Here is a 15941-nt window from a genome sequence, read left to right as displayed (position 1 = left end):
ATAACATTCATAAAAATGCTTTGAAATTAAAAATAATTTTATTGATAATTGCAAATATCAAGGTGTATAATCGAGTTGACAGACAACGAGTATTATATTTTAAGGAGGCTTATTTATGAAAACAAAGATTAAATGTTTGACATCTGTATTTCTGACGATTACTATGCTTTTAAGTATAATTGTTGTTGCTCCGATTACGGTAAACGCATCGGAGGACGATGAACTTACCTATGGTGATTTTCAATACAAAATAGAAGACGATAATTCGTGTACAATTACTGACTATGACGGTATGGCATCATCTTTGTCCATTCCTTCGGCAATTAACGGTCACACGGTAAAACAAATTGATACCGGTGCATTGAGTGACAACGGAATTATTACAAGCGTTACCATTCCGAACGGAGTTACAACAATTGGATTTTCTGCTTTTAACGGCTGTATAAAACTTGAGAGAATTAAATTTTCCAGCAATCTTGATACTGTTTGTGAAAATGCATTTAATAACACAAAGTGGTTTAATAATCAGCCGAACGGTCTTGTGTATGTCGGAAAAGTAGCGTATAAGTATAAAGGCGACATGCCACGCAACACCAAAATTACTGTAAAATCCGATACAGTCAGCATTTCAGAGTCGGCTTTTAAAGATTGTGCAAATCTTACCGCCATTTTAATTCCAAGCAGTGTAAAACATATTGACAAGTACGCTTTTTATAATTGTCAGGGACTCACAAAACTTAACTTCAATGACGGCATTGAAAGAATAGAAAATGACGCTTTTGGCTCTTGCGAAAAACTTACAAGCGTTAATTTCTCGGAAACCTTGAAAAGTATCGGCGCTTTTGCTTTTGTTGAGTGTAAAAAACTTTCGAAAATAACAATTCCTCGGAGTGTTGCAAGTGTGGGCGAGTATGCGTTTTCAGGTTGTGAAAATCTTGCAAGTGTTACAGTTTCGGATGATTTACCATATGTCGGCGGAAGAGCTTTTGAAAAAACAAAGTGGCTTAACAGTCAGCCTGACGGTGTGGTATATATAGGCGAGAGTGCTTACGGTTACAAAGGCGATATGCCTAAAAATACAGAATTATCCCTCAAGTCGGGCATTACCAATATCTCGGGTTATGCTTTCTATGAAGAAAAGAATCTGACAAGTGTGAAAATTCCCGAAACAGTAAACAGAATCGGTAATTGGGCATTTTTAGATTGTGAGGGACTGAAAAATGTAAATATTCCTGACGGTGTCAAACGCATTGAATCATGGACTTTTTCTAATTGTTCAAGTTTGACAAACATTACTGTTCCCGACAGCGTTACGGTTCTTGACGGACTTGCTTTCTCTTATTGCACCAATCTGAAAAATATAGAGCTTTCAAAGAATTTGACCGAAATCGGAATGGGTGCATTATCGCATTGTACAAGTCTTGAAACTATTGACATCCCCGACAGCGTGATAATTATGGATAATATAGCAATGGCAGGATGTTCGGAATTAAAGAGTGTTAATATAGGAAGCAATTTGAAAACAGTAGGTGGACAGGTATTTGCAGGATGTACTTCGCTTGAAAAGGTGAATGTCAACCTCAATAATAAAAACTATACCTCTGAAAACGGTATTTGGTATGACAAGAATAAGACTAAAATTATTCTTTATCCGTATAACAAAAAGGATTCTGCCTATACAACACCTACTTCATTAAAAGAACTATGCAATGGTTATGTCGGAAGTTACGGTATGCTACTTGATAACTCAAATCTTAAAACAGTTACAATTGAGAAAAATGTAACTAAAATAGACGATTATGCAATCGGCTTTGTTTTTGATTTTGATAATTATAAAATAAACAAGGTTAAAGATTTTACTGTTAAGGGTTACAGAGGTACTGTCGCAGAATCTTACGCTAAGAAAAACAGCTTTAACTTTGTTGCACTTGATAAAACTTTGCAGACACCGTCAATTTCAAAACTTGAAAATACTTCGGGCGGTATCAAAATAAGCTGGAATAAAGTTTCGGGTGCTTACGGTTACAGAGTTTATCAGAAAACTTCAAACGGTTGGAAACGAATTAAGGACACAACTGCAACAAGTTATACCGATTCAGCGGTAAGCGTAAATCAGACAAAAACCTACACAATGCGTTGCATTGACAAGAACGGCAATACTGTCAGCGGTTACAACTCAAAGGGTTGGTCAAAGAAATACACTCCCGTTGCTCCGACAATTTCAAAACTTGAAAACACATCAAGCGGTATTAAACTGACTTGGAACAAAATTGCAGGAGTTTACGGTTACAGACTTTACTACAAGACCTCATCAGGCGGTTGGAAAAGGTTTAAGGATACAACTGCGACAAGTTTTACCGACTCGGGAGTAAGTCCGAACAGAACGGAAACCTACACAATCCGTTGTATTGACAAGAACGGCAACACAGTAAGCGGTTACAATTCAAAGGGTTGGTCGAAAAAATATGCACCCGTTGCACCAAAAATTTCAAAGCTTGAAAACACTTCAGGTGGTATCAAGCTCAGTTGGAACAAAATTGCAGGAGTTTACGGTTACAGACTTTACTACAAGACCTCATCAGGCGGTTGGAAAAGGTTTAAGGATACAACTGCGACAAGTTTTACCGACTCGGGAGTAAGTCCGAACAGAACGGAAACCTACACAATCCGTTGCATTGATAAGAACGGAAATACAGTAAGCGGCTTTGAATCAAAAGGTTGGTCGCATTGCTATACCGCAGTTGCACCGAAAATCACAAAGCTTACAAACACTCCAAAGGGTGTAAGCGTGACATGGGGCAAGGTTGCAGGTGTATACGGCTACAGACTTTACAGAAAATATGACGGAGGCAGTTGGACAAAGGTTAAAGACACAACAGCTGCAAGTTATACGGACTCGGGTGCAAAGAAGGGCAAGAAGGTTACATACACTCTCCGTTGTATCGACAAAAACGGCAAGACAATCAGCGGTTATAACGCAACAGGTTGGTCAATTACAAGAAAATAATATTATAAGCAACAATCCCGACAGAGCAAAATCTGTCGGGGTTGTTTTGTATATTAATGTAATGATTATATGGATTTTCATTGAAAGCTTGCACGGTGTGCAGTGTAGTAACATAGTATACAACAGTGCAAAGACATAGTATACAGTTTTATGATAAAATAAATGGCAAGAAAATAGCAAATGAAGGAGCTGTTTTTATGCCGTGGGAGTGTAAAACTGTGGAAAAACAAAGATTAGAATTTGTTACAAAAGCATTAGAAACAAATAATTTTAGTGCTCTATGTCGGGAATATGAAATCACACGCAAAACCGGTCGCAAGTGGGTTGATAGATTTAAACAGGGACTGCCCTTAACTGATATGTCACGCAGACCATTATGTTCTCCTAACAGAACGCCTGACGACATTGAAGAATTAATCGTTTCTGTTCGTTTCGATAACCCGGGTTGGGGTGATGATAAAATTAAAATTTTTCTTGAAAATCAAGGGTATAAAAACATTCCTTGTCCAAGAACCATTACTAACATTCTTCATAAACACCAACTCATATCTGAAGAGGAATCTCTCAAAAGAAAGCCTTTTAAACGCTTTCAGAAAGAACATTGCAATGATATGTGGCAAACTGATTTCAAGGGAGAGTTTTTAACTGCCGATAATCGTTATTGCTATCCATTGACTATTCTCGATGACAGCTCACGATACTCAATCAAAATAGCATGCTTTCCTAACACTAAAAATGTCGTTATTAACGCTTTTAAGCAAGCTTTTTATGAGTTTGGTATGCCCATCAAGCGTACTTTCTGACAATGGTTCTCAGTTTGCAGGTTTTAAACATGGATTTACTATGTTTGAAAAATTCCTTATGAACAATGACATTCTTCCCATACATTGCAGAATTAAACATCCGCAAACACAAGGAAAAATTGAACGGTTTCATGGCAGTATGAAAAGAGAACTTTTAAATCATAATCTATTCAAGAACTTGGATTACGCTGACAAGGCTCTGCAAGAGTGGCGAACTAAGTATAATTGCCTGCGACCTCATGAAGCACTTGGGAACAAATGTCCTGCCGATGTCTATACTCACAGCGAAAGGATTTTTGCTGACAAGGTGGAGCCGTTTGAATATGAACCCGGCTTTAAAGTCATAAAAGTAAATTCGTGGGGATATGTCCGTTTTCAGAATTTTCAATTATATCTTAGTGAAACTTTCATCAATGATTATGTTCAATTCAGACCTAATCCAAACAATGATTCATTTCTTGTTTGCTATCGCAATTTTGTTATTGCTGAGTATGACTCGTCATCCGGCAAGCGTATTCACCGCAAAATTTCAAGATTGTGAATTTGTATACCATGTCCTTGCACAGGTGGTTACCATGTTGCACTTGACACACGGTTCGCCCCTACTGTTCGTTTCAATGTTACCATCGAAACGATTGGCGAACAAAGTTTGCCGCTACATTGGATTGTACAAACAATAGCAATGTAGCGCTCGGACTTTTTTGTTTCTCTCATAAAAGACTGTTTTTACAAACTAAAAAATACGGCAGACTTATTTACAAGTCTGCCGTTTATTGTTCTGTTATAATTATAAATCAAAATCAACGGATTACATAATCGAGTTGATGAGACCGCCTTTTTTGATGATGTTCTGAATGAACTCGGGGAACGGCTCAGCCTGATATGTTTTGCCTGTTGTTTCGTTGGTGATGACGCCTGTGTCAAAGTTTACGGAAACTGTGTCGCCCTCTTTGATATCCTTTGCCGCCTCATCACATTCAAGAATCGGAAGACCGATGTTGATTGAGTTACGATAAAAAATTCTTGCAAAGGTTGATGCGATTACACATGAAATTCCGCTTGCCTTGATTGCGATTGGTGCGTGTTCACGGGAAGAACCGCAGCCAAAGTTCTTTTCGGCAACCATAATGTCGCCCTCTTTAACCTTGTTTACGAAATCTGCGTCAATGTCCTCCATGCAGTGAGCCGCAAGCTCCTTGTGAGATGCGGTGTTAAGGTAGCGAGCAGGGATAATTACATCGGTATCCACATTGTCGCCGAACTTGTGTACAGTACCTTTTGCGTTCATTGTTTGTTACCTGCCTTTCTTATACCTTTTCGGGGTCAATGATGTAGCCTGCGACAGCACTTGCGGCGGCAACAGCCGGACTTGCAAGATAAACTTCGCTGTCAACATGACCCATTCTGCCGACAAAGTTACGGTTAGTTGTTGAGATTGCTCTTTCGCCTGCGGCAAGAATACCCATATGACCGCCAAGACACGGACCGCAGGTCGGTGTTGAAACAACTGCGCCTGCCTCAATGAAGATATCAAAAAGACCTTCGTGCATAGCGTCAAGCCAAATCTGCTGTGTGCCGGGGAAGATGATGCAACGAACATTCTTTGCAATCTTCTTGCCCTTGAGAATGTTTGCGGCGGCACGCAGGTCTGAAATTCTGCCGTTTGTGCATGAACCGATTACGCACTGGTCAATCTTAACTTCTTTTTCGCCGATTTCATCAACTGTTCTTGTATTTTCGGGAAGATGCGGGAATGCAACTGTCGGACGGAGAGTTGAAAGGTCGATTGTGTACTCCTCGTCATAGACAGCGTCCTCGTCTGCCGTGTATTCGACAGGGGTACCCTGATATCTGCCGTTGCAGTATTCACGGGTGATGTCGTCAACAGGGAAGATACCGTTCTTTGCGCCGGCCTCAATTGCCATGTTTGCAATACAAAGTCTGTCATCAATGTTGAGGTATTTAAGACCTTCGCCCGTGAATTCCATTGATTTGTAAAGTGCGCCGTCAACGCCGATTTTGCCGATGATGTGGAGAATAACATCCTTACCGCTTACAAAACCCTGTGGCTTGCCTACGATATTGAATTTGATAGCTGACGGAACTTTGAACCAAGCCTTACCGCTGATCATACCTGCCGCCATATCTGTTGAGCCGACACCTGTTGAGAATGCGCCGAGTGCGCCGTATGTACAGGTGTGTGAGTCAGCACCGATGCAAAGACAGCCCGGTCCTACAAGTCCCTGTTCGGGGAGAAGTGCGTGTTCAATACCCATCTGACCTACATCTCTGTAGTTTTTGATATCATATTTGTCTGCAAATGTGCGAACCTGTTTAACCTGTGTTGCTGCCTTGATATCTTTATTAGGTGTAAAGTGGTCCATAATCATTGCGATTTTTGTGTTGTCAAATACTGAGGTAGCGCCGTTTTCCTCGAATACATTAATGGCTACGGGAGATGTTACATCGTTACCGAGAACCATATCGAGCTTTGCCTCAATAAGCTGACCTGCCTTGACTTCGCTGAGTCCTGCGTGAGCCGCAAGAATCTTCTGCGACATAGTCATACCCATAATAAATCACTCCTTTTCTTTTAAGATAATTATTGCATACACCTTGCAAAAAGATTGTAAAGTATGTTACAATTAAGGAAATAAATCGGATTATTAGGGCGGTGTATTATGGAACACACGATTAATGCCTGCGGACACGCAAACAGCACTGTTCATGAGAATATGCAGTCGCTGATTGAACAGTCGGGGAGCGTCAGAAAATACGCAAAAGATGAGATAATCTATCTTCAGGGCGACACGGCGCAAAGCTTTTGCTACATCAAAAAGGGCAGTGTAAAGGTGTATATGAATTCCGTTGACGGCAACGAGAAAACTCTCAACACGGCAAGACACGGCGAGATTATCGGTGAGGGTGCTTTTTTTGACAAAAAGCCGAGAGTCAGTTCCGCCAAGGCACTTACAAATACCGAAGTTATAATGATTGACAAAAAGCGATTGACCGACATTATCGCACAGCACCCGACGCTTGCGTTTGAATTGCTTGAAATTCTTGCCAACAGAATCAGGCTTTTGTCATCACAGCTTGACTCAATGACCTTTATGCAGGCAGACGCCCGTATTGCAGGGCTCTTGCTTGAAAGCGAACATGACGGCATTGTTGCAATTACGCATGAAGAAATTGCCAATACGGTAGGCGTATCGAGGGTAACGGTCAGCAAAACTCTGAGCAGATTTGCAAAATCGGGATACATTTCTACCGAGTACCGAAGAATACTTATAAAGAGCAGAGAAGGTCTTGAAAAGCTTGTGAATGAAAGTTGATCGGCTGTGGTTTACAAAAGTATATAAATAGGTTAGAATACAGATAAGGATAAGGATTTTACATATATTAAGGACTGGGGGAGTATTTGTGAAAAAATTAATACCCGTTTTGGCGATGATTATGATTGTGCCGTTTGTGATTTGCTCATGCTTTGTACAACAAGCCAAGAGCATGAAATTAAGCTATGAAGAAATTGAATTTCATGTGGGCGATACTAAGCATATTTCGGTAACAATTGAACCCGAGGGTGCAGATGCGGGAAAAATAAGCTGGTCATCTTCGGACAATAAAATTGTGACCGTTGATGACGGAACAATCACAGGCAAATCAAAGGGAACAGCCGTTGTGACGGCAGAGAGCGAAAGCGGACTTAAAAAACTTTGCAATGTGACCGTTCTTGACAAAGAGATTGAAAGCGTGACTCTGAGCGAGAGCTCAACTTCCGTAAAACAGGGAGGTAAAATTCAGCTTGAGGCAAAGGTTAAACCTGTTGACGCTCCGTCCGACAACCTTGTGTGGTCGTCATCGGATCCGAAGGTCGCAAGTGTTGACGGCAACGGCATGGTTCTTGGTGAAAGCGAAGGCGTTGTAACAATCACCTGCGAATCCGCAAACGGCAAAAAGGCAACCTGTACCGTTACCGTAAAGGGCAACAATATGAATCCGACCGAAAGTTACACAAAATCAACAGAGCCGACAAAGAGTGATGATGCTAAGAGGCATGAAGGTTCAAACAGTTCTTCGTCAAAATCAGACGAAAGCCGTAACAACGGTTTTATATTTCCGCATTCGTCACAAAGAAAACTTACTGTAGGTGAAGTTACGGGACTCGGCGGAGATGTTGCACAGGATGCAATCAATGAAATCTATGCCCGTCACGGATATGTTTTCAAAACAAAATCAATTCAGAAATACTATGAGAGCCGGAGCTGGTATCACAAAAACTACAATTTCAGCGAAAGCGACCTTTCGGAGATTGAGTCATATAATATAGGCTTGCTTCGCAAATACAACTGATAAGGGATAATATTATGAAGTTTGAAATGAATCTTAAAATTGAAAAACCGAGATATTTTACCGTATCCGACATAACCTATGCACAGGTTGACGCATGGTTCGGACACACCACAAGAGACTTGAAACTCGACTTGATTTATCCAAAATTAAAAAACAAAAAATCCCCGTGTATTGTGTGGTTTTGCGGTGGCGGTTGGATAAGACTGGATAAATCTGCCCATTTTGCTTATCTTGCAAAGTTGGCACTCGAGGGCTTTGCAGTTGCAAGTGTTGAATATCGCACAAGCAATGAAGGGGCATATCCGATGCCGTTGGAGGATGTAAAAGCGGCTATTCGCTACATCAAGGCTCACGCAGACCGTTATAATATAGATGAAAACAAAATCGGTGTTGCAGGCGAATCCGCAGGAGGCTATCTTGCTGCCATGTGCGCTTTAGATAACGATAAGGCTCTTGATGTCGGAAATTATCTTGACTGTTCAAGCGAGGTACAGGCTTGCTGTGCCTTTTATCCGCCGACTGATGTTTCGACATTTCCATATGAATCGCCGTTAACTTCGGCGGCAAGTATGGAGTCGCTCATGCTCGGAATGAATGTTGCACTCAATAAGGAAAAGGCAATGAAGTGTTGCCCCGTTTCGTATGTAACCCAGTCAGCACCGCCGTTTATGATTTTTCACGGAACAGACGATTCCACCGTTCCTTTTTCGCAGAGTGCCGAATTGCACGATTTGCTTGAGGAAAACGGTTGCGATGTCACATTGGTTGCAATTAACGGAGCGGAACACGCCGACATATTTTTTGCACAGGAAAAGCTGTGGGATATGGTGGCGAAATTTTTCAAGGATAAACTTTATCAATAAGAAACGGCTGTATGCCGTATGCAAAAAGGCTCAGAACCTGTACAAAGTTCTGAGCCTTTAAAATTTTATCTGTTGAGAAGTTTCTTTTTATACTGTGCCGGTGTAAGACCGTAGACCTTTTTGCACTGTGTGATGAATGACTTTACATTTGCAAAGCCGTTTTCAAGTGCAGCGGCAGAAACCGTCGAGTTCTTATCAAGCATATCGTTGATTGCATTTTCAAGTCGGAGGTTTGCAAGATACTCCGAAAAGCTCACGCGGGTGATGCTTTTGAAGTACTTTGAAAAATAAGACGGAGAAAGATTTACAACCGATGAAATCTCGTTAAGAGGAATTTCACGCTTGTAGTTTTCATTAATATATGCAATTGCTGTTTTTGCATATGAAAAATCTCTGCGTGGAATAATCGGATTGTTGGTTGCTCTCTTAAAGCAGGTGCAATTCTTCAAGAGCAGATAGTAAATCTTATTGACATGAGCAATTTGAAGAAGTGTGCTGTACTCGTCATTGGGATTTGTTTCGGCAATTTCCTGAAGAACTTCAATAAGCTTCTGCTTCGTTTGAGGAGAAACAGAAAGGTCAAAAACAACGCTGTCAATTGACTTGCAGAACATTCGCATATATTCAAACGAAAGCTGAATGCACACAAGGCGGACGCTTGTTCCGACAACAGGCCGAACAAGGTGAACATCTTCACTGTTGAAAAGAATAAAATCTCCCTCGTTTACAAGCGTTGTTTCGCCGTTTCTCGGACATTCTGCCTGACCTTCAATCACATAGACAAGCTCAGGCTCTCTGTGCCAATGAAGTTCAGTCTTGTGTGTTTCTGACGAAAGGTTAAGATACATAACCTTTGCAGGTGTGTTTTGGTCATAATTTATTATTTCGTATTTATAGTTCAAAATGCTTCACTCCGAATCACCTATTGTCAAAAATGCAAAATTATTGTATAATAACATAATTATAGCGTGAAAAAGCACGAAAATCTATATAGATATGTTATGATATTATGGACAAATGTTGTATTTGAGGCGATTATATGGAACAAAATAGTAATTACAGAGTACTGTCAAATGTTTGTGTTTCGTGCGGTGTGAGGATTCCTGATATTGATTTTGAAATCAAACCCGCAATGCGTGAAACCTACGGTCTGTTTCTTGTTACGGCAGGCAAGGGAATTTTTATTATAGATGGCATCGAATATCCCGTGAAAAGGGGTAATTCGGTTATGCTTTTTCCGTATTCAAGCATAAGCGTCAAGATCTATCCGAATATTATGTTTGAATACAAATGGGTTGAACTCACGGGGTTTGAAATTGCCGTAATGATAAGCCGAACCAATTTTTCAAAAAGCCGTCCTGTTGCCCCCGAAATTCCCGTTGAAAGTCTTTTTCAATATTTTGATGTCTGTGATGACAGCAGCGACACGGTTTATGCCGCCTGTCGCACAAACGGCAAGGTTCTGATTCTGCTGTCATACTATATTCAGTATTATCCGAGTCGGAAATCAACCGAAACCGACTACATTATGCAGGCGAGAGATTATATAGAAAGAAACTTTCGGCAGGTTTCATGCACGGTTAAAAGCGTTGCCGACAAAGTTCAGATTGACCGCACTTACCTTTACAGACTTTTTAAGGAAGAAACAGGATTTTCGGTTATCGAGTACATCAACAACTGCCGAATCGGCAGAGCCTGCACAATGCTTAACAACACGAATGTTCAGATTAAGGATGTCGCCCTCTCGGTAGGCTTTTCCGATCAGTTATACTTTTCAAAGGTTTTCAGAAAGCTGAAAGGAATCACCCCTACGGAGTACCGCAAAAAGCACGCAAATGAAACAACATTATAAAACTTTAGTGTTGATTTTTAATGTGAGTTACATTATAATTATTATATAATAATAGCTGATTTAAGATTAGTAATTTGAATAATAACATTTTGCTGATGCCAGCAAAATGTTGCAAAAAAACGAAAATTTTGTATACTTTGCACAAAGGAGGATAGTCGTGACTAGTATTGAAAAGTATAGCGACCGAATATTTGAGAACATCAAACAGATTAATGAATATGGTCAAGAATTTTGGTATGCGAGAGAACTTCAGGAAGTGCTTGAATATTCGCAATGGCGAAATTTTTATGAAGCTGTTCAAAGAGCGGCTGTATCATGTGAAAACAGCGGTTATGATATAGACGAACATTTTGAAGAATGCGAAGTTGTAAGAAAGATAGGCAATGGTGCAAATAGAAAAGTAAAAGATATAAAATTATCTCGTTACGCTTGCTATCTAATCGTTATGAACGGTGATCCTCAAAAGGAAATTATATCCTTTGGACAAACTTATTTTGCTGTAAAAACAAGAGAACAAGAACTTTCTGAAAATTTTGATTCCTTATCTGAAGATGCAAAAAGATTAGCAATCAGAAATGAATTAAAAAGACATAATTCTATGTTGGCAGATGCAGCGCATGATGCGGGTGTTGTAGAACAAAGGGATTATGCTATATTTCAAAATTATGGATATAAAGGGCTTTACGGTGGACTTGGAGCGAAAGAAATACATAATAAAAAGGGCTTAAAGAAAAGTCAGAAAATTTTGGATTATATGGGTAGCACTGAATTAGCTGCTAATTTATTCCGAGCAACTCAAACTGAAGAAAAACTTAGAAGAGATAATATAAAGGGCAAGCAGGAGGCTAATCAAACCCATTATCATGTTGGCAAAAAAGTCCGTGAAACAATAAAGGAACTTGGCGGTACTATGCCGGAAGATTTGCCCACTCCAAAGAGTAGTATTAAAGAAATAGAACAGAAATCACAAAAAACAATTACAAAGAAAAAAGATGAATAAATACAGCAGAAAACGAGGTCGATTTGACCTCGTTTTTGTTGCTAAAAAAGCATTAAAAACGGCTGTTTAAAGCGATAAAATTCTCTATGGGAAAGTGGTTACAAAACAGTAACAAATCGGTAACGAAACGGTAAAAGTGAATTTCTTGCAAATTGCATATAAATTTGCAGGATAATTCCCGATAGGAAACAAGATTATATTGCAAAAATAGAAAATAAAGGCGAAAGTATTGTGGAATTGCACAAAAAATTTACTTTTGATTGGTTTGACATTCACAAAACACAGTCCTATAATGTGTGCCTGTAAAGAGCAAGACGGCTCTTTAGTGAAGGTTTATGAATTAAATATGCAATTTTCTATGCAAAATCAATCCTGAGAAAATTGCAAGTCAGGAGAAATTTATTATGCAGAAAAAGAAAGAGAACTTTCGTTCCCTGCGTTCCGTAACGACTTTTGCACTTGCAGCTGCAATTATTACAGGTTCGATTTACACGGTAGCTGCTGCCGTGAACTACAGCGCAGAAACAGAACAGGCTGTAACATCAGACGGTGTTGAGCTTGCAAACGGTGATATCGTTTATGCAGGACTTGATGAAAACGGATTTACACACGGCATGATTAAGGCTGTTGAAATCAGCGTTGACTATAACGGCGATGTTCAGACAGTCAGCCTTGCAAAAGGTACGGTTTCCGATGTGCTTGAAAGAACAGGCATCACTCCCGCATATAACGAGGTGGTTGAGCCGTCGCTTTCAACTCCGGTTTCTGATAATCTCACCGTTAAGGTTTACAAGGGCAAAAAGCTTTCAATTACGGCTGACGGCAAAACCGACAGCGTTTATGTTCCGAACGGCAATGTTTGCGATGTCCTCAATCAGCTTGGCTACAAGCTTTCCGATGACGATATTCTCAGCGTTGACAAGGATAGCAACATTGAGGACGCAGACAGCATCACAATCAAGCGTGTGACCTACAGGAACGAAACTGAAACTCAGTCGGTTGATTTTGAAACCGTTAAGAAAAATTCAAAAGATGTTGACCTTGGCAAAACAAAGGTTCAGACTGAGGGTAAACAGGGCGAAGCTCTTGTAACAAAGAAGTGCAAGTATGTTGACGGCAAAAAGGTATCTTCAGAAACAGTAGACACCAAAATTACAAAAGAGCCTGTTGACAAGGTTGTACTTATGGGTACAAAGGGTTCAAATGTCAGCAATCCTGTCGGCACATTTACGGATATGAACGGCAACACCGTTGCCTATTCATCGGTTGTTACAGGTTCAGGTACAGCGTACACAGCACCCGCAGGTTCACTTACGGCAACAGGCGTAACGGCTTATCACGGCGGTGTGGCAGTCAACCCGAACATCATTCCGTATGGCTCAAAGCTTTACATTGTATCAACAGACGGCAGTTTTGTTTACGGCTACGCAACAGCCGTTGACACAGGCGGTGCGCTCATGTCGGGAACTGCAATTGTTGACTGTTTCTACAACACATATGATGAATGCGTAAGCTTTGGCAGACGAAATGTGAATGTATATATAGTAGGTTAATTTTAGCTCGTGTTAATTTTAGTTCGTGTAGATAGTTTGATATAATCTAAACTATGAATTCCCGAGCTTGACTTGGTGATAGAATTAACTCTGTATGGTGAGTGTATCACACTTAATTTGAAAGGGCAGTTCTATATAATCAAATCTTACGATATTAATAATGTTACGACATAATCAGGGCAGACGCTTCGGCATCTGCCTATTGTTTTTGAAATTTATATTGATTTATCGGAAAATATGCGGTATAATATACTGTACTTATGACAGAACGAAAGAATGAACCGAAAGGAAAAATATTATGAAGAGAATTCTTACAGCGATTTTATGTGCAGGCATTCTTGCGGTTACTGCAGTTGGTTGCAGCTATAATGATGCACTTTATAAGGACGGTAACAGTTCTTCACAGACAAGCGAGGACAGCACTCAGCCTACAACATCTTCGGTTAAGGATGATAAATACGGCAATGACCTTGACGGACTTGTTGATTATTTTGTAGCTAAGGAATACCTTGGAAGTAAAGACGGCAGCATTAAAATGGATGCGTCCGCTATCGGCGCCAAAGAAGGTAAAAAGTTTGCTGCAAAGTATGCAGGTTCAAATATTATCATTGAGCTTTACTCTTATGATACAAAGAAAACGAACAGCACAGCCGATGAGATTGTAAAGTCTGTTAAGGACAACGGCACATTCAGCATCTACGGACTTCCCGATGTAACAGCCTATCTTTCGGATAACGGCAACTATCTTATGATTTATACAGATACTGCTATTGATAAGACGAATCCCGACAAGAATAGCGATAACTATAAGCATCGTGAGCAGGTTATCAAGGATTTCAAGGCTTTTAAAAAGTAACATATATATGTAAATAATTGTGACACAATAAAGCGGAGATTGATTCAACTTCAATCTCCGCTTTTTCTATATATATGTATAGCGTTTTTTATTTGAGTTTTGTACCGCAGTTTCCGCAGAACTTCATATCGTTATTGCATTGTGCATGACAGTTCGGGCAAACAACCGTATTTGATTTATCACTCATATCGTCTGCGACAGCTTGCATATAAGGATTTTCAAACTGAGTGTTAATCTGTTTGTTGTCGGAAGTTGCATCCATTGAGCCAAAATCAACGCTTTGGGGCTGAAAATCAATCGGTTGCTGAACAGGCGGCTGAATACCTTCTGTCGGCATTTCATTTGTTACAGGAGCAACAGGAGGTACGGGAACAGCGTTTTGCTGAGCGTCATATTCAGGAGAGTGACCTGAACCGAAGTTAATTCCGTTTGTGTATTTCTTTATATATGTATGAAAAGAAATAGCAAGTGCTGCAAGCAAAGCGTAAAATACAGCAGACAGTACTGTATTTAATACCGTTACAACCCCCGCAGCGGAAATAAACAATGAATTCATGGGATCTGACGAATCAAATAGACCGCTAAAATTAAAGTTCGGATTCTCCTCAGCCAAATGATGCAGATACGCTGAAATTTCCGGACCGTATTCCTTAATGAAGATGAATGAAGCAATTGCGGATGCAACGCTTACTATAATAGAGAGAATAGAAGACACGGCAAGAAGTATTGAACCTCTGCTTTTGAGATAAACCGATGTTGCACCCTTCTTAATTGAATCAGACCATAAAAGCAATCCGATACCGTGTATGAGTGTTACAAGTGCAATAGGAATAGCAAAGATGCAGAGGATAAGAATGTATCCGAATACTTCCTGTCCCTGCAAAACTAATGCAAGAAGAAAAGTTATTCCGGTAAAGGCGAGCAATGCAAGTCCGCCGATTACTATTTCAATGATAGAATATATCTTGATGAGAGTAACCGTTGCACCAAACGGCATTGGATCATTTGAACGGCACTTTGCATAAAGCAGGATAAGAGCAATACATAAAAGAATTGAAATTGAACCGCCCGTGCCGCTCGAGAAAGATATGTTCGTAGAACCTGCTCTTGTATTAATGCTAAACATTCCGAGAATACATGTAAGGCCGGAGACTATTGCACATATTAATGTAAGCGGTTTGGAAAAGAATCCTTTCAATATCTGCACATTCTGTTGATACGGATAATAGGGAATGGAATTAATCATAAATTTTCCTCCGAAAAATTAATTTGTATTTCTATTTTATATTATAGAAAGGGAAAATACAATAGGATTTTGAAAATTGTAAAAAGGTGTATTTTAGACAACCACAATATGTTGTGATAAAACAAAGAAATTTGTTGGCAAAACCACAAGGCTAAAACTTTTTCTGAAAAAATTGAATTTTTTTGAAAAAAGGGGTTGACTTTTCTTGAAAAAGGTATATAATAGACAATGTTCCGCGAAGGAAAACAACAAATCCTCTTAAAACAAAAGAGAGAATCAAGTTTTTCTTGTGCAAAGTGAACATAGGACCTTGAAAATTGAACAACGAGATAATAGTAAAGAAACCCGTAATGACTTTGAGGAAAGCTCAAAGAATTACAGTGAGATGTACACTAAAAAGCATCAGGA

At 39.8% G+C, this 15941-nt stretch carries 14 protein-coding genes; 10 read left to right on the top strand and 4 right to left on the bottom strand.

Going from position 1 to position 15941, the window contains the following annotated elements:
• Positions 1 to 115 precede the first annotated feature (115 nt).
• The 3 genes from WMO31_RS03805 (at position 116) to WMO31_RS03795 (ending at position 4351) form a co-directional block, all read left to right on the top strand.
• The gene (locus WMO31_RS03805) at positions 116 to 3007 is read left to right on the top strand and encodes a leucine-rich repeat protein (RefSeq protein WP_367999238.1); all 2892 of its coding nucleotides are present in this window, start codon (positions 116 to 118) and stop codon (positions 3005 to 3007) included.
• 218 nt (positions 3008 to 3225) lie between these two features.
• Positions 3226 to 3810, top strand: a complete 585-nt coding sequence (locus WMO31_RS03800; RefSeq protein WP_367999237.1) for a helix-turn-helix domain-containing protein — start codon at positions 3226 to 3228, stop codon at positions 3808 to 3810.
• A complete protein-coding gene (locus tag WMO31_RS03795) occupies positions 3776 to 4351 on the top strand; it encodes an integrase core domain-containing protein (protein WP_367999236.1) in 576 nt (191 codons plus the stop codon). The genes WMO31_RS03800 and WMO31_RS03795 overlap by 35 nt, the downstream gene beginning before the upstream one ends.
• Positions 4352 to 4618: 267 nt before the next feature.
• On the opposite strand, the gene leuD is transcribed toward WMO31_RS03795, so the two are convergent.
• Together leuD and leuC are read right to left on the bottom strand one after the other, a co-directional pair.
• Positions 4619 to 5098 carry a 3-isopropylmalate dehydratase small subunit gene (leuD, locus tag WMO31_RS03790; protein WP_015522977.1) on the bottom strand — a complete coding sequence of 160 codons (480 nt, stop codon included), beginning with the start codon at positions 5096 to 5098 and terminating at the stop codon, positions 4619 to 4621.
• Between the two features lie 19 nt (positions 5099 to 5117).
• Positions 5118 to 6383 (bottom strand): 3-isopropylmalate dehydratase large subunit, encoded by a 1266-nt coding sequence (gene leuC, locus WMO31_RS03785; RefSeq protein WP_046432360.1) that lies wholly within the window; start codon positions 6381 to 6383, stop codon positions 5118 to 5120.
• Positions 6384 to 6491: 108 nt separating this feature from the next.
• Here leuC and WMO31_RS03780 point away from each other — a divergent pair, with 108 nt between their 5' ends.
• The 3 genes from WMO31_RS03780 (at position 6492) to WMO31_RS03770 (ending at position 9026) form a co-directional block, all read left to right on the top strand.
• Positions 6492 to 7145 (top strand): Crp/Fnr family transcriptional regulator, encoded by a 654-nt coding sequence (locus tag WMO31_RS03780; RefSeq protein WP_117838025.1) that lies wholly within the window; start codon positions 6492 to 6494, stop codon positions 7143 to 7145.
• 88 nt (positions 7146 to 7233) lie between these two features.
• Positions 7234 to 8163 carry an Ig-like domain-containing protein gene (locus tag WMO31_RS03775; RefSeq protein ID WP_303806767.1) on the top strand — a complete coding sequence of 310 codons (930 nt, stop codon included), beginning with the start codon at positions 7234 to 7236 and terminating at the stop codon, positions 8161 to 8163.
• A 14-nt stretch (positions 8164 to 8177) separates the two neighbouring features.
• Entirely contained in the window at positions 8178 to 9026 is an 849-nt protein-coding gene (locus tag WMO31_RS03770) for an alpha/beta hydrolase (protein ID WP_303806768.1), read from the top strand.
• Between the two features lie 65 nt (positions 9027 to 9091).
• Here WMO31_RS03770 and WMO31_RS03765 read toward each other — a convergent pair whose 3' ends face one another.
• Positions 9092 to 9928: an AraC family transcriptional regulator gene (locus WMO31_RS03765; RefSeq protein WP_021883593.1), complete on the bottom strand. Its 837-nt coding sequence runs from the start codon at positions 9926 to 9928 to the stop codon at positions 9092 to 9094.
• 137 nt (positions 9929 to 10065) lie between these two features.
• Here WMO31_RS03765 and WMO31_RS03760 point away from each other — a divergent pair, with 137 nt between their 5' ends.
• The 4 genes from WMO31_RS03760 to WMO31_RS03745 all read left to right on the top strand — a co-directional run bounded on the left by WMO31_RS03760 (position 10066) and on the right by WMO31_RS03745 (position 14287).
• Complete coding sequence (locus WMO31_RS03760) at positions 10066 to 10878, top strand: AraC family transcriptional regulator (RefSeq protein ID WP_303806769.1); 813 nt, start codon at positions 10066 to 10068, stop codon at positions 10876 to 10878.
• A 157-nt stretch (positions 10879 to 11035) separates the two neighbouring features.
• Positions 11036 to 11878 (top strand): DNA damage-inducible protein D, encoded by an 843-nt coding sequence (dinD, locus tag WMO31_RS03755; protein WP_303806770.1) that lies wholly within the window; start codon positions 11036 to 11038, stop codon positions 11876 to 11878.
• A gap of 404 nt (positions 11879 to 12282) precedes the next feature.
• Complete coding sequence (locus WMO31_RS03750) at positions 12283 to 13431, top strand: resuscitation-promoting factor (RefSeq protein WP_117846913.1); 1149 nt, start codon at positions 12283 to 12285, stop codon at positions 13429 to 13431.
• Positions 13432 to 13729: 298 nt separating this feature from the next.
• Positions 13730 to 14287, top strand: a complete 558-nt coding sequence (locus WMO31_RS03745; protein WP_021883589.1) for a hypothetical protein — start codon at positions 13730 to 13732, stop codon at positions 14285 to 14287.
• 88 nt (positions 14288 to 14375) lie between these two features.
• Here WMO31_RS03745 and WMO31_RS03740 read toward each other — a convergent pair whose 3' ends face one another.
• Entirely contained in the window at positions 14376 to 15533 is a 1158-nt protein-coding gene (locus WMO31_RS03740) for a zinc ribbon domain-containing protein (RefSeq protein WP_367286099.1), read from the bottom strand.
• Positions 15534 to 15941: the final 408 nt, after the last annotated feature.

The sequence above is a fragment of the Ruminococcoides intestinale genome, from assembly GCF_040095935.1.
Classification (GTDB): domain Bacteria; phylum Bacillota; class Clostridia; order Oscillospirales; family Acutalibacteraceae; genus Ruminococcoides; species Ruminococcoides intestinale.
Note: the sequence above shows the minus strand (reverse complement) of the source record. Positions and strands in the feature narration are given on the sequence as shown.